This window comes from Fibrobacter sp. UWR3 (assembly GCF_900143055.1).
Taxonomy (GTDB): Bacteria; Fibrobacterota; Fibrobacteria; order Fibrobacterales; family Fibrobacteraceae; genus Fibrobacter.
Map to the genome: position 1 here is coordinate 1 of NZ_FRCW01000003.1, position 20,286 is coordinate 20,286.

Genomic DNA, 20,286 nt, shown 5'->3' on the forward strand with positions numbered 1-20,286 from the left:
CCCGCCCTTTCTTTTGTCCGCACCCCGGCCAAGCGAATCGGCCAGAACCGCTCCCGCGAGAGTGAACTCGTTCACTTTCAACACGGAGCGAAAAGATGACAAAGAGTTCCAAGAGCGGCAAGTTCACTTTTATTGACTTGTTTGCGGGAATTGGCGGAATGCGTATAGCATTTGAATCTGCAGGTGGAAAGTGCGTTTACACAAATGAATGGAATAAGTTTAGTCAAAAAACATACTTTGACAATTTTGGTGACATGCCCGACGGAGATATTACTAAGGTTGACGCGCAGACAATTCCCGATCATGACGTATTGGTAGCAGGCTTTCCGTGTCAACCATTTTCTATTGCTGGCGTTTCTAAGAAAAATAGTTTAGGAAGGGCAACAGGCTTCGAGGATAAAACTCAAGGAACTTTGTTCTTTGATGTTTGCCGTATTATTAAGGCGAAACGTCCGAAAGCGTTTATGCTTGAAAATGTCAAAAATCTTTGCAGCCACGATAAAGGCAATACGTTCAAAATAATCCAAGAATCATTAGATGAACTAGATTACGAGATTTTTTATAAAGTCTTAGACGGCCAGAACTTCGTTCCACAACATCGTGAACGTATTCTCATTGTCGGTTTTGATAGACAAAGGTTTAATACCCCAATAGATTTTAAATTTGATATAACCCCAGTAGAGCCGAAACCAACTATAAAAGACATTCTTGAAAAGAAACCTGATTCGAAATACACTCTTTCTGACAAATTGTGGAGTTATTTACAAGCGTATGCAGCAAAACACAAAGCTGCCGGAAATGGTTTCGGTTATGGAATAGCTCCGTTAAATGGTGTATCACGTACCTTAAGTGCAAGATACTATAAAGATGGCTCGGAAATTCTCATTGCACAACGAAATAAAAATCCAAGAAGATTGACACCGCGCGAATGTGCAAGATTGCAGGGCTTTCCGGATACTTTCAAAATAACCGTTTCCGATGGACAGGCGTATAAACAGTTTGGAAACTCAGTCGTTGTTCCTTTGATGGCTAGTGTCGCGAAACTGATTGCGGAGAGATTGAAATCAAATGCAAAATAACGCCTCTGACGCTATTAAGGTAGTTACTTTGGGACAAAGAACATTTTGTAAGTTCTTGTCGGCAAATGATACGGACCCCAAACAAAGCCATCAAGCGGGAATCTATATTCCGCAAAACAGTTTTTCTATTCTATTTGATTCTCCAGGAATAAAAGGAGACAATAAGGATAGATTTGTTTCTGTTTATTGGCATTATGAAGAAGAATACATCTCTGATGAAGTGCGCTTCATCTATTATGGGCGGAATACAAGAAACGAGTACAGAATCACGCATACACCGTTTTTTAAAACTGAATATACAGGAGCTCTATTTGTATTTACCCAATGTAACGAAGAAAATTATCAAGCCTTTATTTTAAATACAGATGACGAAATAAATCAATTCTTGGACGCATTCGGCCTCTCTCCGCATAAAACAAATTGCTTGATAGATGGTTGTAAGCCAACAAGCGACAACGATTTGATAAAGGCGTTTATCCAAGATATAGATGACAAGGGAATTGATTTTCCCGATTCAAAAAGAATGTCTGCTGCCGCAAGGGATATTTGTGATAAAACAATTTCTCCTCAAGCATTGATTTTGACAAACCCAGACAAAAAAATTTTAGACTGGACTGATATGGAATACAATATTTTCAAAGCGGTAGAGTATTCTCGCTATGGAAATATTGTTTCACAAGGTTTTCCATCGGTTGATGAATTTGTTGACATGGCAAACCAAGTCTTGAATCGAAGAAAAAGCCGAGCAGGAAAAAGTCTTGAGCATCATCTTGCCGCAATATTTGATGGAAACCATTTGCCATTTGAGGAACAGGTAGTGACCGAAGGAAATAAAAGGCCTGATTTCATATTTCCATCAAAAAAGGCATACCATGATTTGACATATCCAGCAAAAAAACTGATTTCTCTTGCGGCTAAAACAACTTGCAAAGATCGTTGGCGTCAGGTGCTCAATGAAGCGGACAGGTTGAAAGACGATTATAAATATCTATGTACTTTGCAACAAGGTATTTCTATTGCTCAGTTAGATGAAATGCAAGCCGAAAAAGTTAGGCTGATTGTTCCAAAACCGTATATAAAGACATATCCAGAAGAACGTCGTGATGATATTTGGTCTTTGGATAAGTTTATCGCATACGTGCGTGAAACAGTTACATAAATAATTTTGCGTTAGGGATAGTGACCCCTTGGGGCGGCGCTGTGGCGCCGTTGCAAGAGCGGCGCGGGCGTGCCGCAGGCGCGCACGGGGCGCCTTGCAATATAGCCCGACCGCACATATATGTGCGGGAACGCCCATATAATCCCTCCTGGAAGCTGTTATAATAGCCTTTTCTAAGCAGAAAAGGCTCAAAACTTGCGTTTTTGCCCCTAAAAAACTATATTAGGAGTATTACGGCATCAAGGAGCCCCTATGACAACGACAAAAAGCATTGATTCTTACAGATTGACGGACTTGGAAGAGCCGACCGATGAAATGCTTGCCCAAATTATGAGGGAAGCCGCCGAGGACGCTCGTAAAGCCAATGCCGACGCCACCAAACGTTTTTTCGATGAAATTGAAAAGGCAGCCGCGACCATCCGTTAATTGCAAGTCCTGGCGTGAAGAATCTTTGAAGAACCATAAAAGTCTTATTTTTGAGTCAGTTTTTTCTTCTGATGAAAAGGTCGACTTTGTTTGCCGTGCGAAACAGCAAGGTTATTTCATCCGTTTGTTTTTTATCGCGACCTCACACCCATCTATCAATGCCGCTAGAATTGCAAAGCGAGTGATACAGGGCGGTCATGACGTCCCGATTTCCAAGATTATTTCTAGATACCAGAAGTCCATTTTCAACTGCAAGAAGATAATTCCATCGGTGGATCGCCTTTATGTCTATGACAATTCGGTTGAAGACCATGACGCTTCGCTTTTGTTCAGATTGTCGGATGGAAAACTGGTTAAAAGCTACACAGACAACATTCCTCAATGGGCGATGACGATACTCTAATAGCGTCCACCGACTCACCACTTTTTCATACACCTCAGCGAAATAAAAAAGTCGTCCCTTGCAGGGCGACCTTTTACTTATCTCAAAACCACACGTTGCGTTTTTGCATTGCCGCATTTGACCATATACACACCGCGGCTTAAGCCTGCGTTTGTCATGGCGTTGCGGAGATCGCCGATATGTCCGGCTTGGAATTCGCCGATGAACGCGCCGAGCGGGCTAAATACTTTATATGTACTTTGAAGGTTTTGGGGCGCAGCATGCGTCCCGAAGGCAATTGCATCGGTAGAGTCTGAAGGCGGTTCAACCTTTGGCTCTTGCCACAGAATGAATTCGATGGTCGTTGCACTGCGGGCCGGAACGCTGAAACTGCACTTTGTATCGTCGACTTTGACTTCGGTTCCTTCTTTGAGGTTGTTATTGTCGTCGGTGACGTAGGGCTTGAAGTTTCCAATTCTCGTGTTTCCGAAGTCAAAGTCCGCCTTGAATTCATCGTTCTTGGAATTGAGAATGACGACTGCGATTTTCGTCTTGAGGGAATCGCGGTAGGCGGTTACCTTTACGTTTGCTTCCGGATTCTTGGTGGCGTCGATTCTCCAGGAGCCGGGTCGCGCGAAACGGCTGAAGTTCCCCATGACCCAGAGTCGCTTGGTAGGCTCCACATTGTCGGGGTTGCCTTGTCCTTGCGGCCAGAGGGCTCCGTTGCCGCAACTGGCTTCGCTGCAGGAATAAATCCACCAGAAATGCCAGGCGTTCATGTTCGCAATAGTCAGGGCGTCATGGATTACGCCTGCAACGCGGAGAGCACTTCCCATGCCCACGTCTTCCTTGTTACTTCCAAGATCATAGACTTCGGTTTCCCAGAATTCCTTGCCGGCTTCGTGGATTTCGGGATAAGCCGCCGGGTCTCCGCCGTATTCGTGCGTCCCAAAAATATCGGTGTATTTCAGGGCGGCGGGATTGTTGAAGAAGGCTTTTTTGTAATTGGGAAATCCGTACCAGTTGATGGCTTCGGTGCCAATGATTTTGATGCCCGTGGTATCGAGGGTGGGGCCAAGGTAGTCGCCGACCCAATGCGCCAATTCATCGGGTTCGTAGTGGTTGTCGCCGGTGCCGTCGGGCTCGTTTTGCGACGAAATTGCATATAGATTAACGCCAGCCTTCCGCATGTCTTGCGTAAACTTCAAGATGGTGTTGGCCCAGTCCTGAGCGTGATTGAAATCCAGGTGCTTTTTTTCACCGTCGTAATTTATGGTGTATCTAGATGTCCACGGGGCTGCCCAGACTTTGACGCCGTATTCACTCGCCTTTTTTGCGATACTCGTTTCAGATGTGGTGCCGTCCGGGGCGATACGGATGCGGTGCAGCGTAAGCCCGGCGCCACTGGTGGAGTCCCAAAGGAAGGCTGCATTCTTGTCGGTGATGGAACCGGCCCATGCCGAGGCAGCCCCAAAGCCGCTGATGCGCTGGTATTCCTTGCCGATATCTACGTTAATCGTTGCCGCACTGGCGAGGGTGCCCAAAAACGCGACAAAACCTGCAAAAAAGGGAAATCCCTTAATTGAAAACGACATAAAGCCTCCCATACGAACTTTACTTACTATAAAATAAGTTGAAAAATTCGCTTAATATAAGGCTTTATTCGAATTCGTTTTGATAAATTGACAACAGAATGATGTATTTATCCGCTAGAACTTCTCGAAGAACTCCCACGTAGCTTGTGGCACCCAGGACTGCTGCTGGCCGGGGTCCTTGTGGTCCCAGATGTGGCCGCCGCTCTGCGTGCACCAGCGAACGGGGAATCTTTCCTCGACGGTCGTGTAGTCGTAGCACTTGTGCGGGGCGTTGCGTTGGGCTTCTTCGGCGTGTTCGTTCTTCGCCTTGCCGCCTTCGGAGTTGAGCGTCAAGATGATGTCGCGCGCGTTCCGGCCCATTTCAGGGGTGCACATGCCGTCATCGAGGCCAAGCACGCCCATCCAGCCGATTCCCATTTTCTTGCGCTGCGGGAGCCAGATGTTGCGTTCCGCGGTTTCGTAAACGGCCACTGCGCGGAGCACGTCCTGGTGGTTCCACGAAAGGCCATTGCTGAACATGGCGCCGTAGCTGAATCCCGTGGAAAAAACGCGACTCGAATCGATACAGAAGTTGCCTTCGAGATATGCGAGGAGTTCGTCAAACAGGAGGTAATCATCTTGCCCCCAGGGTAGCTGGCTTCCATTGCCTTCGGGCGCAACGAAAATTGCGGTTTCGTTCTTGTCAATCCACTTGAGGCCGTGATAGCCCTCATCCTGCACGGCGCTTCCTGAACCGCCCATGCACTGCATTCCGAAAATGAGTTTGTACGGTTTGTTCTTGTCGTAACTTTTCGGCATGTCAATGCGCACGGTACGCACGCCCTTGCTCCACCTGAAATCGATGTAGGGCTTGTCGCCACGATACTTGTAATCAAGTCGCGTATCCTTGCCGCAGCCACGAGTGGGAACAGGGTCGTTCTTGAGGCCCCATCCGTATTCGTACTGCGGTTGCGGCGGAGCAGCTTTCTTGAGCGTAAGCGCAAGATTCGTATCGAGATTGTTGAGTTTTACATTGAGGGTATCGAAACCGTCGGCAACAATGCGCAGGTCATCCGAATGGCCCACCTTGAGAAGCGCCTTTGCTCCAGACTTCGCGCCGAATGCCGTATTGAAACTTCCATCGGCGACAAACTGGAACGTTTGCGAAGCGCTGCCTACGCGGACGCGCGCGAAGTACTTGCCCTGCGCTTTCACGGAAGACTTCATGTCAACCGTACCCGCGCCGTAGAGAGTTTCATTCAGCCGGCGGTTTCCGAACACGTCGAAAATCTGCACCTGTACCGGAGAATTTTGCCCCTGCGAAAACGATAGAACGCCATTGTTCACGGAGAGAAATCCGACCGAGGCCTTGTTCGCCAGAGCCAACGGTTCTTCGTCCTGGTGAATCGTGAATGCGCCCGAGGCATCTGTTTTCGCATTGAGGCCTTTTTGAACAAGCAAGACATCTGCGCCTCGGACAGCCTTGCCGCCATCGTCGCTCACCTTGCCTGTCAGGGTAAACGCATTCGCTGTCACGACAGACAACGCCATAATAACGCCAACGGACACACCGGTCCATAGAGCATGATTCATAAAACCACTCCTTTTTGATTATCTATTCCAGAAAATACTTTCAAAAAACACGCTCCGAAAGCATGTAAACTTTTTTCCGTTGACAACGCTGTCCACAAAGAGTTCTATCTTTCCCGCTATGATTATCAGGCAATACAGCGAAGCGGACCTTGCGGCAATGATCCGCATCTGGAACGAGGTGGTCGAAGACGGCATCGCCTTCCCGCAAGAGGACTTGCTCACACCCGAAAGCGGCAGGCAGTTCTTTGCCGCACAGACCTACTGCGCCGTCGCCGAAGAGGGCGGCAAGATTTTCGGCCTATATATTCTGCACCCGAATAACGTGGGACGTTGCGGTCACATTTCAAATGCGAGCTATGCGGTCGCTTCGGAATCCAGAGGCAAGCACATCGGCGAAAAGCTGGTGAAGGACTGTCTTGAACAAGCTAAAAAGCACGGTTTCGGAGTTTTGCAGTTCAATGCCGTCGTCGAAAGCAACACGCATGCGCGGCACCTGTACGAACGCCTCGGGTTTGTCCAGCTCGGAACCATCCCGAAAGGTTTCCGAATGAAGGACGGACATTACGAAAACATTTGCCCGTACTATCACGAACTGTAATTCTCTTCCGCAAAAAACAAGATTACTTTATTCGTCACACCCTGTCCTTGCGCGGCAGGGATTTTACGTTTTTTGGATATTATTCAATAAACGAAAAACATTATCCGTAAAGCCAGCGCAGTTTTCTTTCATTTTCCCGAGCAATTTCGCCGTTTTTTGCGAAATTTCGCGCATTTCTCTTTTTTGGCACGCTCTTTGCATAGAGGGGGTGAATTCCAAAATTCCTTGGAATCAAACAAGGACGAAAAAATGAAACTCGTTACGGCCTACATCCAACCCGAACGACTGAATCTCGTGAAGCAAGCGCTTTACGAAAACAACATTTTCAAGATGTCAGTTACCAACGTGCTCGGCTGCGGCCAGCAGAAGGGCTATAACCAGCGCTTCCGCGGCGTGGTGACCGAGGTGAATTTGCTCAAGAAGATTTGCCTCAAGATTGCGGTGAACGATGAATTCGTGCAGCCCTGCATCGACGCCATCATCAAGGGCGCGCGCTCCGGCGAAATCGGTGACGGAAAGATTTTCGTCACAAGCCTTGAACAGTGCATCCGCATCCGCACCGGAGAATCGGGCCCGGAGGCAATCGGTTAGACGAAAGAACGGCGCTTCGCGCCTACAGACGAAAGATCAATCAAAAGGATTTAAAGAATGAACGAAGTTACACAAGTCGTACCTGTCAGCGACGCAATCTTTATGACAGAAAACATCTGGATCATGATCAGCGCCATGCTGGTGTTCATCATGGGTCTTGGATTCGCCTGCGTTGAAGCGGGCCTCGTGCGCGCCAAGTGCGCTGCCAACGTCGCCTTCAAGAACATCGCAGTCCCCGCCATCGGTATCACGATGTACGCCCTGCTAGGCTTCGGCCTCATGTATCCGGGCACCTTCAACGGGATTCTCGGTTTCGCAGGCTTCGGCATTGGCGACTGGGCCAACCCGGCAAGCTTCACCTCTGCCTACAACGGCCACTTCACGCTGTTTGCCGACTGGCTTTTCCAGGCCATGTTCGCCGCCACAGCCGCGACAATCGTGTCCGGTGCCGTAGCCGAACGTGTGAAACTCAATTCCTTCCTCGTATTCACCATTGTCTACGTAGCTCTCGTCTACCCGATTGTGGGTAGCTGGACATGGGGCGGCGGCTGGCTTTCCACCATCGGCAAGGCCGGTTTCCACGACCTGGCGGGTTCTACCCTCGTGCACTCCGTGGGCGGCTGGGCGGCTCTCGCCGGCGTGATGATTCTCGGACCCCGTATCGGCAAGTACGTGAACGGCAAGGTGCACGCCATCCCGGCACACAACATTCCGCTTGCAACCATCGGTGTATTCATGCTGTGGTTCGGTTGGTGGGGATTCAACGCAGGTTCCGCACTCAGTGGCGACCCGAAGGCCACTAGTTGGATTCTCGTGACCACGAACCTCGCCGCCGTCGCAGGTATCATTACCGCAACGCTCACGAGCTGGATCGTCTCGAAGAAGCCCGACGCCACCATGGCTCTCAACGGATGCCTTGCCGGCCTCGTGGCAATCACTGCCGGTGCAGACGTGGTAACCCCGCTCTCTTCCTGGATTATCGGCGCCATCGCTGGCGTGCTCGTAGTCGGCGCAGTATTCATGTTCGACCGCCTGCACTTGGACGACCCGGTCGGCGCCCTCTCTGTTCACCTGGTGAACGGTGTGTGGGGCACGATTGCCGTGGGTATCTTTGACATGACGGGCGATTACAGCGTGCTCACGCAGCTCATCGGTGTTGCCGCCTACGCCCTACCCTGCTTCGCCGGCGCTAGCCTGATATTCTTCGTCATCAAGAAGACAATGGGCCTGCGCGTCACGGAAAGGCAAGAACTCCGCGGCCTCGACCAAAGCGAACACGGACAAGAATCCTACAGCGGATTCCAGATCTTCAGCAATATGTAGATTAAACGAAAGAATTTCTCTGTTGACTAAAATGCCCCGGGACAAATGTCTCGGGGTTTTTGCGATTTAGACTAAAATAAAAAAGCCTCGGCACGGAGGCATAAATACATACATTTTTTTTGATTAGATTTCCTTGAGCCAATCCCCGAAACTTGCGTCGCTGGGCATGCGCCAGTCGGCACGTGGCGATAGCGAGATGGTTCCGACCTTCGGGCCGTCGGGAATGCAACTGCGCTTGAACTGCTGCGTAAAGAAGCGCCTGACAAAGATGGCGAGCGCCTTGTCAATTTCTTCGTCAGTATGCCTGTTTGCGAACGCGTATTTCGCGAGATAGCGGAGCTTATCGGGAGCGGCACCGTATTTCGCAAAATGGTAAAGGAAAAAATCGTGCAGTTCGTAGGCGCCGAGAATGCACTCCGTCTTTTGCGCAATCTGGCCGTTTGAATCGGCGGGCAAAAGTTCCGGAGAGACGGGCGTATCGAGGATGTCGCGGAGGACTGCGACAAGTTCCGCGCCTTTTTCGCGGGTTTCAAGATGTGCGCCGGTTTCGCTGGGGGAAAGTTCTGCGCCGAATTCGCTCGGATTGTGAACTGCGCGGTCGGCATACCAGCGCACAATATGGCGCACGAGCGTCTTGGGAATATCGCAGTTCACCGCATACATGGACATGTGATCGGCATTGTAAGTACTCCAGCCCAGCGCAATTTCGGAGAGGTCACCCGTGCCGATAACAATTCCGCCTTCGCTGTTCGCGATATCCATCAGGATTTGCGTGCGTTCGCGGGCCTGCACATTCTCGTAAGTCACATCGAGCTTTTGCGGGTCGTGCCCGATGTCGACAAAATGCTGGAGGCATGCCTTCTGGATATCGACGGTGCGCAGCTCTACGCCCAAGAGTTTCGCAAGTTCAACCGCATTGTTCTTGGTACGCTTGGTCGTGCCGAATCCAGGCATCGTGAGCGCGAGAATTTCAGAAGCCGAGCGGTTCAGCAGCTTGAACGTTTCCGCAACCACAAGAAGAGCGAGCGTAGAATCGAGCCCGCCGCTCAGGCCAATCACAGCACGCTTGCTGCGGGTCGCCTCCAAGCGCTTGGCAAGCCCCGCGCACTGTATATTGAAAATCTCCGTGCAATTTATATCGCGGGTTTCAATGCTCCCCGGTACAAAGGGCGTCGACGAAACATAGCGGTACTGGAGCGTATCGCAACCACGCAGGCAGTCAAGAGTCGCCGCACGCGCAATAATGGCACGGCTGTCAAAATCCTGGAAGCTTCCTTCACTCAGGCGCTGCATATTCAGGCGCTCCACGTCCACATCGGCATACACGATTTCGGTTTCACGCGAGAACGGCCTACTTTCGGCAAGCATGCTCCCGTTTTCTGCTATCATCAAATGACCGCTAAAGACCATATCCGTCGTAGATTCGTGCACTCCGGCAGAGGCATACACGTAGGCCGCCATGCAACGCGCCGACTGATTCATCACCAAGTTCCTGCGGTAATCGCGCTTGCCTACCAGCGCATCGCTTGCCGAGAGATTCACTATGACGTTCGCACCCGCAAGTGCAAGTTCCCCGCTGGGTGGCGCAGGCGTCCACAGGTCTTCGCAAAGTTCCACGCCTATGCGGACCTCGGAACCCGAATTACAAGACGCGCCGCCCTTCACAGTAATAAAATTCGTGATAGGCACCTCGCCCGCACTGTCAATAAAACAGCGGAGAGGCGCGCAGCCATTACCCGCATCACCACACAGTAAATCCCGCCCGCTGGAAAAATGGCGTTTCTCGTAGAATTCACGCTGGTTCGGCAAGTGAATCTTGGGCGTAATCGCAACAACGCGCCCGTGTTGCACAAAGGCAGCGCAGTTATATAGCCTGCCGAGTATGCGCAAAGGCAGACCCACCGCTATCACGGTGTCGCTTTCTTTTAAGGCGTCCGCAATCCGCACCAACGCGCGGGTGCTGTTCTGCAAAAGCAGTTCCTGGTGGAACAAGTCGCTGCAAGTATAGCCCGTAATGCAAAGTTCCGGGAAAACGACAAAAGCCGCCCCGTTAGAGGCAGCAATTTTTGCGCTCCTGATAATTTCTTCGGTATTGTAGGCGGTATCGGCCACTTTTAAAATGGGCGAAACGGCCGCAAAACGATAAAATCCGAACATAGTGCCGCGCGCAGTTTATAGCTTACTTGAGCGCCGCGACTTTCGCCTTCGCGTCAGCCATAGCACGCACCACGAGAGAGGCGCCGTTCGCGCAGTCGCCCACCGCATAGATGTGTCGGGCCGGATCCGGGATAATCGCTGTTCGCGGGGTAAGTTGCAGGCCCAGGTCATTCACGATTCCCTCGGCAGGCACTCCGGTGAATCCCATCGCGAGCACCACCAAGTCGGTATCGATGACCTCGGTAGAATTCGGGACTTCTGCAGGCTTGAGGGGACGGCCCTGCGGAGACATTTCCCATTCCACACGAACCGCTTCCACGCCAGCCACACGACCGTCCTTCACAATAAACTGCTTGGACGAAACATTCCAACGACGCTCACCGCCTTCATGCTGGGCGTAGCTGGTGCGTAGCATGTACGGCCAATCGGGCCACGGCGTAGAAGGAGAACGTTCCTCAGGGGGCTTGGGCATGAATTCCACCTGGAGCACGCTTTCGCATCCTTCGCGAATGGCCTTACCCACGCAGTCGTTACCCGTATCGCCACCGCCAATCACCAACACCTTGCGGCCCTTGGCGCTGAACTTTTCGGGATTCTTTTCGCCCGGCATTTCGGCTCCGTGCAAGAAATCGAGAGCGAGAAAAATTCCTTCGGCATCGCGGCCCGGGATTTTCAAATCACGGGCGTTCGGCGTTCCAATCGCGAGGAACACCTCGTCAAAATTCTTGTGGATGTATTCTGCCGCAATGTCCTTCCCTATTTCGGTATTGTAGACAAACTTGATTCTAGCGGCTTCGAGCAAGGCGATGCGGCGGTCGATAATGGACTTGTCCAGTTTCCAGTTCGGGATGCCGTAGCGCAGCAGGCCACCCGCCTTCGCATGCTTCTCGAAAACCGTGACGGCATAGCCCTTGCGGCGCAACGCCTCAGCAGCAAACAGGCCCGAAGGACCGGAGCCGATGACGGCGGCAGACTTTCCGTTGGGTTCAGCAGTCGGGAGCACCACGCGACCTTCCTCGAAGGCAGTCTCGACGATGAACTTCTCGATCTGGCGCACCATCACCGGATCGTTATGTACGTTGCCGGTACAAGCGGATTCGCAAAGCGCGGGACAAACGCGGCCCGTAAACTCCGGGAAAAACGCAGTCTTGCTGATGATATCGTATGCGCGTTCCGCATTCCCGGCAGCAATCGCCGCATTGAATTCGGGGACGAGATTACCGAGCGGGCAACCCGCACCATGGCAGAACGGGATTCCACAGGTGTGACAGCGTTCCGCCTGGCCGATGATTTCGATTGAAGTGAGCTTGCGCTCGACTTCGTTGTTGTCCTTAACACGCTCTTCGACAGGGCGGTAGATGTCTGCGATTCGGTTGATTTCCTGCATTATGCCCTCCCCTTCTTCGCCAACGCGTTCCTGTAATCCACCGGGAAAATCTTCACGAATTTCGGGCGTTCGCTGTTCCAGTTCTCCAGAATGCGCTTGCCCTTCTCGCTGCCCGTCGCTTCAACGTGCTGCTTGATGATGTCGAGCAGTTCGCTTTCGCTCTCGGTGCCCGGAAGTACGCTTTCCAGGTCGGCGGAATCCACGTTGCAGCTCAGGTCAAAGTGGCCAGTCTCATCATAGACATAGGCAAAACCACCCGTCATACCCGCGGCGAAATTCACGCCCACGCGACCAAGCACTACAACGCGACCGCCTGTCATGTATTCGCAGCCGTGATCGCCCACGCCTTCGCTGACCAATAGCATGCCCGAGTTACGGATGCCAAAGCGTTCGCCGGCGAGACCGTTGATGAAAATCTTGCCCGAAGTTCCGCCATAACCGATGACGTTACCCGCAATCACGTTGTCTTCGGCCTTGAAGCTTGCATTGCTGGGCGGGCGAACGATAATCTTACCGCCCGAAAGACCCTTGCCCATAAAGTCATTGGCTTCGCCCTGCAAATCGAGAGTGATACCCGGAGCAAGGAATGCACCGAAGCTCTGGCCCGCGACACCCTGCAGGTGAATCTTGATGGTATCTTCGGGGAGGCCCTTCACGCCGAAGTGTTCATCCACCTCGCCGGAAAGTTCCGTACCGACCGTACGGTCGACGTTGTGTACCACCGTGCAGAGTTCCACGGCCTTGCCGCTCTTGAGCGTATCGGCCACGAACGGCAGGAGTTCACGACGGTCGAAGTTTTCAAGCGGTTCCTTCACGAAGTTCTTGTCGAAGGACTTGACGCCACTACCCACAGTTTCGAAAATCTTGCTGAAGTCGAGGTTGTGCGCCTTGTAGAAGGCAATAGCTTCGTCCCGTTCCAGCAAGTCGCTACGGCCGCAGGCTTCCGCCAGGGAACGCAGGCCAAGGCTTGCGAGAATCTCGCGGACTTCGTCGGCAATGAAGAAGAGGAAGTTTTCCACGTATTCGGGCTTGCCCGCAAAGCGCTTGCGGTAATCCGCATCCTGCGTGGCAATACCCATGGGGCACTGGTTCGTATGGCACTTGCGATCCATCACGCAACCAAGGCTAACGAGCAGGTTTGTCGCAAAACCGAATTCTTCGGCACCGAGGAGGGCGGCAACAACAACGTCACGGCCCGTCTTGAGCTGACCATCCACCTGGAGCTTGATGCGCCCGCGCAAATCGTTCAGCACCAGCGTCTGTTCTGCTTCGGCAATGCCCAGTTCCCAGGGGAGGCCCGCATGCTTGATGGAAGTAAGCGGAGATGCGCCCGTACCGCCATCGTGACCGGAAATCAGCACCACGTCGGCATGGGCTTTGGCGACACCAGCGGCAATCGTGCCCACACCTACTTCGGACACGAGCTTCACAGAAACGCGTGCCTTCGGGTTGGCGTTGCGCAGGTCGTAAATCAACTGAGCCAAGTCCTCGATAGAGTAAATATCATGGTGCGGCGGCGGAGAAATCAGCGACACGTTCGGAATGCTGTGACGGATACGCGCCACAAACTCGTTCACCTTGTGGGCCGGCAGCTGGCCGCCTTCGCCGGGCTTTGCGCCCTGGGCCATCTTGATTTGCAAATCCTTTGCATGACGCAGATAATCGATGGTCACGCCAAAGCGGCCCGATGCCACCTGCCGAATCGCAGAACTGCGGATATCGCCGTTAGCCGCCGGAGTATCGCGGTCGGGGTCTTCACCACCTTCACCGCAGTTGCTCATGGCACCGATGCGGTTCATGGCAATGGCAATCGTCTCGTGGGCTTCGGGGCTCAAAGAGCCAAGGCTCATCGCGCCCGCCACAAAGTGATGGATAATCGATTCGCGAGATTCGACTTCGCTAATGTCAATCGGGGTTGCCTTCTTAAACTTGAAGAGGCCGCGCAGAGTCGCCTGACGTTCAGACTGATCGTTGATCAGTTTGCTGTAAACCTTGAACTTTTCGTAGTCGCCACCCTGCACCGCCTGGCGGAATGCGGCAAGCGACTGCGGAGTCCACAGGTGCTTCTCGCCTTCCTTGCGGAATGCATACTGGCCACCCGACTGCAACACCTTGCTTGCATCGGCAAATGCAATCTTCTGGCGCTCGCCCACTTCGCGGGCAATCTCTTCGAGGCCGATACCTTCGATACGGCTTGCCGTACCCGGGAGGAACTTCTCGATGAGTTCGTGGTTCAGGCCCACGGCTTCGAAAATCTGGGCACTGCGGTAGCTGCGGAGGGTAGAAATACCCATCTTGCTCATAATCTTCAGCAGGCCCTTATCCACCGCCTTTACATAATTTGCAGCAGCCGTCACCGAGTCCACATCCAGGTCACCATTGTGGCACATGTTGGTGATGCTCTCGAAAGCGAGATACGGGTTGATGACCGTGGCACCGTAACCGAGGAGCAGGGCAAAGTGCATCACCTCACGCACTTCGCCGCTCTGCACAATCAGGCCGATTTCGGGGCGAACGCCCGCTTCCACCAGGGCACGGTTCACGCAGGCCGTCGCCAAAAGCGAAGGCATGGGCACGTAACCCCAGTCGATGTTCTTGTCCGAAAGCACGATGATATCGTAGCTGTCCTGCACGGCGCGCACGGCATCGCCGGCGAGGTTCTGCAAAGCTGCTTCCAGCACGGAACCGTCACCGCCCAGCGGGAACTGCATCTTGAGCACCTTCGCCTTGAACGCCTTGTCACCGATATTCTCGAAGCGGCGGATTTCGTCTTCCGTCACAATCGGGCGCGGAATCTTGATAAGATGCGCCTGTTCCGGAGTCTCTTCCAGAATGTTGCCGTGGTTCCCGATGTATGTCGTAAGGCTCATCACCAGCTCTTCGCGAATCGGGTCAATCGGCGGGTTCGTCACCTGCGCAAACAGCTGCTTGAAGTAGTTGAACAACGGCTGCGGCTTGTCCGAAAGTACGGCCAGTGCGGCATCGTTACCCATGGAGCCAATCGGCTCTGCACCGTTCTTTGCCATGGGCAGCAAAATGATGGAGAGGTCTTCGGCAGAATAACCAAAGCGCTTCTGCTGCACCAGAATATCTTCGGGAACGTCGGACGGGTTGATTTCGCTGAAAAGCCCGCGAACGCTCATCTTGTTCTCGGCAACCCAGCGGCGGTAAGGCTTGGCGCGTGCCACCTGCGCCTTCATTTCCGCATTCTTCAAAATGCGGTGGTTTTCCAAATCCAGATAAATGATTTCGCCGGGCTTGAGGCGGCCCTTTTCTTCCACCTCGTCATCGCGCAAATCAAGCACGCCCGTCTCGGAGGCCATCATGAAAAGACCGTCTTTACACAGAGTGTAACGTGCCGGACGAAGACCGTTGCGGTCGAGAATCGCACCCGCATTCACGCCATCGCTGAACGCCACGGCAGCAGGGCCATCCCACGGTTCCATGAGCATGGATTCATATTCGAAGAACCCACGCACGTCGCGTCCCAGGTAATGCTTCTTGCCCCAGGCCTGAGGCATGAGCATCATCATCGCATGCGGAAGGCTACGACCCGCAGCGACGAGAAGCTCAAACATGTTGTCAAGGCTAGCCGAGTCACTCTGCCCCGCCGGAACAAGCGGCAAGAGCTTCTGCAGGTCATCGCCGATAATTTCGCTCTTCAGGTGCGGTTCGCGGGCACGCAGGCTGTTGAGGTTTCCGCGCAGGGTGTTGATTTCGCCGTTGTGAGCGAGGTAGCGGAACGGGTGTGCCAGCGGCCATGTGGGGAACGTGTTCGTGGAGTAGCGCTGGTGAACAAGCGCAATCGGGCTCTCGAAATCGAGATCGTTCAGGTCCTTGTAGAAGCCCTCAATCTGGCTCGCAAGAAGCAGGCCCTTATAGACGATGCTACGACGGCTGCAACTGCAAACGTACAAGCCCTTGCAGGCCTTTTCCATCAGGCGGCGGGCAACATACAACTTAATATCAAATGCACCGTCTTTTTCAAAAGCGGAACCGTCGAAGAACACCTGACGGATATGCGGCAACGTCTCGCGGGCCGTGCGACCGATCTTGTCGGCATTCACCGGCACCTCGCGGAAGTTCAGCACCGGCATGCACTCGGCAGCGGCAATCTCCTTGATCTTCGCGTCAAAGGCATCCGCCGCAAGCGTATTCTCCACAAAGAACATCGCCACGCCGTAACGCGCAGGCAGTTCCGGGTACAACTTGCGGAAAAACTTGTGAGGCATCGAAAGCAAGAGACCCGCACCGTCGCCGGTTTCCGGGTCTCCACCTGCTGCACCGCGGTGCATGAGTCTCTTCAAAACGGTAATGCCCTGCAGCACAATCTGGTGCGAGGCAACGTTATTAATATTAGCGACCAGACCGACACCGCAGGCGTCGTGTTCGTTCATCGGGTCGTAAAGAGCTTGAGCGTTCATACTCGTCCTTTCCTAATTTTGCGAATCATTCTCAAATCCGCGCATTATTCCTATTTTTGCGATAAGGCTTTGCAAAATCCGTGCCAATTCCAGGAAATACCCGCCAATTATTGAAAAAGCGGAAAGAATCTGTAAAACAATAGCAGAATCACAATATTAGTCCAAATCTTTAATTTCAAATTTTGTAAAATAACTAGCAGAGATTACAATATTTGTAATCCCAAAAAGACTCTCTCAACCCCTAAAAGGGTATTATTAAGAATCACCACCCACATCCCTTTTTTATATTTTAATTATGCGAAATTTCAGGAGGATTTTTTACAACGTTATTCCTCTTCGAGGCTTGACTGCTGCGGTTATCCAATACGAACGCAAGCGTTCGTGCTGTCTAACCTTGCACGTCATTCTCTCGCTCGCGATGCTTACAGCACCGCTTTTCGCACATGACTATTGGCTAGATTCCGAAGAGGTTGGATGCTACGGTCTCGCAGGCCTACTTGGCGGAGGCGGAGGAGGACTCGCCACTAAAACTATCTGCCATTTTTTCGCCGATGACGGGCCAAAAAACATTTTCCCCTGTTACGAGCCAGACTCCAACGGAGGCTGCCGTATCGCACGGTACGCAAGCAGAACAAGGCTCCCGATGGTCGGCACACCTGAAGTTTTCAATCAAGACATTGAATGTTTCCGCTACAAGAACGAATCCTACATCGTCATTCCTACATCTATCCCGGAACAGGTTCAAGATTCGATTTTTCACTTTCCCACTCAAGCCAAATGTTATAGTGACAGCTTGAACTGCGGCAACATCAAAAGTGACACATTACCCCACGAAGGGCTTCCAAAGCCGTATTCTCATAAATATTTTTACTCCTGCAAGTATGCGTCCGCAACAACAGAAGGCTGCCCGATTGCAGAAAACGGCCTTTCCCTTGTCTTCGACGAAACGGGCAAACTCAAGCACTGGAAGCGAGACGGCTTATTGCTCTATCTCGAAATGAAGGCTGAAAACAACGTTACAAAATTCATGAACCGCGTAGAGCAAGAAGGCAAGCGTTATCAAAGCTATAAGCTTATATCGCCATGGCATTTTTACGATAACGACGCAACAAACATTATCGAAAAGTCCATCCACAAGGCGAGTGGGATGCAGTTCTTCTCAGGAATAAAAAAGTCTGAACGGAAGGACCTGCATTTCAACACGATGCAAGAGGCCATCAAGACTTGCAAAGAATGGATCCCTCTTAAAACGAATCAGAACGGAGGTGGAAAATGAATTCTTTTTCTGCACTCCGCATCATCGCTATTGCTGTATTTTTTGCTGGAGTCTGCTTAACGGCTTTCGCCCAAGACCGCTCCGCATCAGCAAGAGACAGCGTCGCCGCCTACTGCGTCACGTTCGAAAACGACAGCACCTACACGGCTCGGCTTTTCCGCAAAGAAATTTCGCCCGCCAAAAAGAAACCTTTTAAAAGCGACGATTACTTCCTCAATCTTCCACGAAACCTAATAAGCAGTTATTCTCCAAAAAACGTATTCCATCTGACAAATGCCCCAAAAAATCTTCCGCATTACTACGGACAGCTCTTCCGTGCAAGCGAAAGCAAATCGGAATGTCTCTCCGACATCACACGCAAAGAACGGGAATACAACGTATTACTTGTTGGCCCATGCGTAAAATCCATGCCCGTAGCCCATTACTGCCTTATAGAAGGGAAACATCCCGCACTTTACCGCACCGAACTTTTCGAGAACGTTCCGGAAATCAGCCTGTTCGATGGAACAGGAACGGATCTAAACAGCTTGACTTGCAGCGGCACGGCGCAAAAAGAAACATCAACCGAATGGGATTTTGCAGAAATTGGAAAATTTAGGCTGGGCCCCTATACGGAAGAAGACTCCTGCCACGGGAAAAGTTCCTGGGAACGGAAATCGTCCGCTCTAATCCCCGAATACATCAACTTGTCCATAGACACCAATTTCAAGGCCACCTCAAAACAGCTAAAAGGTTTCTACGGCAAAAGCATTTCTGCCGTTTGGAACATCTCCATGGAATGCGGATTCGATAAAGTAAAGCAAGCCTTTGAATACGAGATTATACTGACAGGAAAATGTCCGAGATTCATAAAACCACCGAAGACCAAGCTAAAAGCCGATAATTTCTGGGCCTTGAACATGGTTCAAGTTCACGGAGAATACGAGACTAAAAACTGCGCTATAAAGGGAGGCCTCGAATGAGAAAATTCGCCCTACTCCTTTGCTGTTTTTTGGTCATCCAAGCATTCGCCAAAACACCCGTCCAATTCTGCGTCTCGTTCGAAGACGAAGAACACTACAGGTTGCTACTTCTCGATGAAATCCCGACGGATTTTACGCCTTCAAAAAAAATTGAAAGTGCACCCGATTCCATATTTTGCGACACGCCCTTTTGGGCATACACCTTCTGGCCCAGTTTCGAAGGCGATAAACGGAGCAATTTCCGACGCAGTGATTACGACCGCGGAGAACTCGACAATCTAGACAAGCAATGCGACGAGAAACGCCTTTCAGCAAGCACACCAAAAGCAGTACCTTCTCTCGAATGGAATACCGGCACCATTGACGGCAGCATATACCACAAGAAAAACGCACGCAAGTTTATCCAAAAATTTTACAAAAAAACATTCACGGGATACTGGATGGCTGACCTCGCCTGCATCTGTCCCCATTTTGAAATAGCTCACCACGCATCCACAATCAAGGCCAAAATCGTCGGGGAATGTAAACCGGATTTCAAAAAAGAATTGAGAATTGTTCCCAAAGCAATCCCAAAGGACACCGCTGTTCGTGAATGGGAGCGCAAACCAGCCCCCATCGCCAACCCAGACTGGATCCCATGTTATACCAAAGATTATTTCAACGGCGGCTGCAAAATCCAAAACTATGCCAGCATGAAACCGCTACCAGTTCACGGAAAAACTTCTGGAATCGACGAAAGCTTGGAATGCCACCACGTTGACGGGAAATCCTACATTAATTTCGGCACCGATTTACCCGCCGAAACATATAATAAACCGTCTTCCTATAAGACGTTCGCAAAATGCTATACAGATAGCATCAACTGCAATTACAGCGATACCACCGCACCGCAACTCACAACACCATTCTATTTATGCAAAAAATTCAACCTGAAAGAAGGCGGCTGCGAGCCTATGGAGCACGGCATTGATTTTATCATCGGGGAAAGTCTGCAATTCGAAGGCTGGAACCGCAAAGGCATGCACTACTTCTTTAGGCAGAAAAATGAAGGAATCGACGAATTTATCAGCCAGCTATTCTATTTCGACCCGCCTAGCCAAGAATATCGCGAAATTTTGCCCGAAGGGATTTCTAATAAAGACATCGGCAGAATGGGCGACGAAGCGGCCCGCAAAACGCCCGGTATGTTCTTCTACGACGGCCTCACGAAAGTCGGCTACGAAAAATTTGAAAAACCGATGTTCAAGAATCTCAAAGAAGCCATGCAGCACTGCAAGGAACACAAGTTCTAAAGATTTCAGCGCTCAAAAAGACAAAATCTTCCCAAGCAACCTGTTTACATAATTTGTAAATCA

General features: G+C 51.4%; 15 protein-coding genes. 10 read left to right on the forward strand and 5 right to left on the reverse strand.

Translation table 11 applies throughout. The features are described from left to right. Positions 1 to 95: 95 nt before the first annotated feature. From dcm to BUA44_RS04135, 4 genes are all read left to right on the forward strand, one after another. Positions 96 to 1,079 (forward strand): DNA (cytosine-5-)-methyltransferase, encoded by a 984-nt coding sequence (gene dcm / locus BUA44_RS04125; protein ID WP_083579470.1) that lies wholly within the window; start codon positions 96 to 98, stop codon positions 1,077 to 1,079. Then, positions 1,069 to 2,238, forward strand: coding sequence for a type II restriction endonuclease (locus tag BUA44_RS04130; protein WP_072808915.1), 1,170 nt, complete (start codon positions 1,069 to 1,071; stop codon positions 2,236 to 2,238). Before dcm ends, BUA44_RS04130 begins: the two co-directional genes overlap by 11 nt. 252 nt (positions 2,239 to 2,490) lie before the next feature. Beyond that, positions 2,491 to 2,664, forward strand: a complete 174-nt coding sequence (locus BUA44_RS15555; protein WP_173357848.1) for a hypothetical protein — start codon at positions 2,491 to 2,493, stop codon at positions 2,662 to 2,664. Between the two features lie 25 nt (positions 2,665 to 2,689). Continuing rightward, positions 2,690 to 3,067, forward strand: coding sequence for a zeta toxin family protein (locus tag BUA44_RS04135; RefSeq protein WP_072808919.1), 378 nt, complete (start codon positions 2,690 to 2,692; stop codon positions 3,065 to 3,067). Positions 3,068 to 3,144: 77 nt separating this feature from the next. Here BUA44_RS04135 and BUA44_RS04140 read toward each other — a convergent pair whose 3' ends face one another. Together BUA44_RS04140 and BUA44_RS04145 are read right to left on the reverse strand one after the other, a co-directional pair. Then, complete coding sequence (locus BUA44_RS04140) at positions 3,145 to 4,641, reverse strand: glycoside hydrolase (protein WP_072808924.1); 1,497 nt, start codon at positions 4,639 to 4,641, stop codon at positions 3,145 to 3,147. A gap of 114 nt (positions 4,642 to 4,755) precedes the next feature. Beyond that, positions 4,756 to 6,213 carry an esterase gene (locus BUA44_RS04145; protein WP_072808928.1) on the reverse strand — a complete coding sequence of 486 codons (1,458 nt, stop codon included), beginning with the start codon at positions 6,211 to 6,213 and terminating at the stop codon, positions 4,756 to 4,758. Positions 6,214 to 6,331: 118 nt separating this feature from the next. Between BUA44_RS04145 and BUA44_RS04150 the strand changes: the two genes are divergently transcribed. From BUA44_RS04150 to BUA44_RS04160, 3 genes are all read left to right on the forward strand, one after another. Continuing rightward, positions 6,332 to 6,811 carry a GNAT family N-acetyltransferase gene (locus tag BUA44_RS04150; RefSeq protein WP_072808930.1) on the forward strand — a complete coding sequence of 160 codons (480 nt, stop codon included), beginning with the start codon at positions 6,332 to 6,334 and terminating at the stop codon, positions 6,809 to 6,811. Between the two features lie 249 nt (positions 6,812 to 7,060). Further along, entirely contained in the window at positions 7,061 to 7,402 is a 342-nt protein-coding gene (locus BUA44_RS04155; protein ID WP_072809612.1) for a P-II family nitrogen regulator, read from the forward strand. 57 nt (positions 7,403 to 7,459) lie between these two features. Then, a complete protein-coding gene (locus tag BUA44_RS04160) occupies positions 7,460 to 8,725 on the forward strand; it encodes an ammonium transporter (RefSeq protein WP_072808933.1) in 1,266 nt (421 codons plus the stop codon). A 123-nt stretch (positions 8,726 to 8,848) separates the two neighbouring features. Here the strand turns inward: BUA44_RS04160 and BUA44_RS04165 are convergent, their stop codons facing one another. Genes BUA44_RS04165 through gltB form a run of 3 tightly spaced genes read right to left on the reverse strand, consistent with a single transcriptional unit; the run spans position 8,849 to position 16,693 of the window. Then, positions 8,849 to 10,882 (reverse strand): NAD(+) synthase, encoded by a 2,034-nt coding sequence (locus BUA44_RS04165; RefSeq protein WP_072808936.1) that lies wholly within the window; start codon positions 10,880 to 10,882, stop codon positions 8,849 to 8,851. A 22-nt stretch (positions 10,883 to 10,904) separates the two neighbouring features. Next, a complete protein-coding gene (locus BUA44_RS04170) occupies positions 10,905 to 12,269 on the reverse strand; it encodes a glutamate synthase subunit beta (protein ID WP_072808940.1) in 1,365 nt (454 codons plus the stop codon). After that, positions 12,269 to 16,693, reverse strand: coding sequence for a glutamate synthase large subunit (gene gltB / locus BUA44_RS04175; RefSeq protein ID WP_072808942.1), 4,425 nt, complete (start codon positions 16,691 to 16,693; stop codon positions 12,269 to 12,271). The genes BUA44_RS04170 and gltB overlap by 1 nt, the downstream gene beginning before the upstream one ends. 295 nt (positions 16,694 to 16,988) lie before the next feature. Here gltB and BUA44_RS04180 point away from each other — a divergent pair, with 295 nt between their 5' ends. The 3 genes from BUA44_RS04180 to BUA44_RS04190 are packed head-to-tail and all read left to right on the forward strand — an operon-like array spanning position 16,989 to position 20,223. Next, positions 16,989 to 17,969, forward strand: coding sequence for a hypothetical protein (locus BUA44_RS04180; RefSeq protein ID WP_072808945.1), 981 nt, complete (start codon positions 16,989 to 16,991; stop codon positions 17,967 to 17,969). After that, the gene (locus BUA44_RS04185; RefSeq protein ID WP_072808947.1) at positions 17,966 to 18,931 is read left to right on the forward strand and encodes a hypothetical protein; all 966 of its coding nucleotides are present in this window, start codon (positions 17,966 to 17,968) and stop codon (positions 18,929 to 18,931) included. The genes BUA44_RS04180 and BUA44_RS04185 overlap by 4 nt, the downstream gene beginning before the upstream one ends. Then, a complete protein-coding gene (locus BUA44_RS04190) occupies positions 18,928 to 20,223 on the forward strand; it encodes a hypothetical protein (protein ID WP_072808950.1) in 1,296 nt (431 codons plus the stop codon). The genes BUA44_RS04185 and BUA44_RS04190 overlap by 4 nt, the downstream gene beginning before the upstream one ends. Positions 20,224 to 20,286 lie beyond the last annotated feature (63 nt).

Excerpts from the sequence above, each read along its gene's own strand:
- BUA44_RS04190 (WP_072808950.1), top strand. The coding sequence starts at position 18,928 with ATGAGAAAATTCGCCCTACTCCTTTGCTGTTTTTTGGTCATCCAAGCA.
- BUA44_RS04140 (WP_072808924.1), bottom strand. The coding sequence starts at position 4,641 with ATGTCGTTTTCAATTAAGGGATTTCCCTTTTTTGCAGGTTTTGTCGCG.
- BUA44_RS04180 (WP_072808945.1), top strand. The coding sequence starts at position 16,989 with ATGCGAAATTTCAGGAGGATTTTTTACAACGTTATTCCTCTTCGAGGC.
- BUA44_RS04165 (WP_072808936.1), bottom strand. The coding sequence starts at position 10,882 with ATGTTCGGATTTTATCGTTTTGCGGCCGTTTCGCCCATTTTAAAAGTG.
- gltB (WP_072808942.1), bottom strand. The coding sequence starts at position 16,693 with ATGAACGCTCAAGCTCTTTACGACCCGATGAACGAACACGACGCCTGC.
- BUA44_RS04185 (WP_072808947.1), top strand. The coding sequence starts at position 17,966 with ATGAATTCTTTTTCTGCACTCCGCATCATCGCTATTGCTGTATTTTTT.
- BUA44_RS04170 (WP_072808940.1), bottom strand. The coding sequence starts at position 12,269 with ATGCAGGAAATCAACCGAATCGCAGACATCTACCGCCCTGTCGAAGAG.
- BUA44_RS04130 (WP_072808915.1), top strand. The coding sequence starts at position 1,069 with ATGCAAAATAACGCCTCTGACGCTATTAAGGTAGTTACTTTGGGACAA.
- BUA44_RS04160 (WP_072808933.1), top strand. The coding sequence starts at position 7,460 with ATGAACGAAGTTACACAAGTCGTACCTGTCAGCGACGCAATCTTTATG.
- BUA44_RS04150 (WP_072808930.1), top strand. The coding sequence starts at position 6,332 with ATGATTATCAGGCAATACAGCGAAGCGGACCTTGCGGCAATGATCCGC.
- BUA44_RS15555 (WP_173357848.1), top strand. The coding sequence starts at position 2,491 with ATGACAACGACAAAAAGCATTGATTCTTACAGATTGACGGACTTGGAA.
- dcm (WP_083579470.1), top strand. The coding sequence starts at position 96 with ATGACAAAGAGTTCCAAGAGCGGCAAGTTCACTTTTATTGACTTGTTT.
- BUA44_RS04155 (WP_072809612.1), top strand. The coding sequence starts at position 7,061 with ATGAAACTCGTTACGGCCTACATCCAACCCGAACGACTGAATCTCGTG.
- BUA44_RS04145 (WP_072808928.1), bottom strand. The coding sequence starts at position 6,213 with ATGAATCATGCTCTATGGACCGGTGTGTCCGTTGGCGTTATTATGGCG.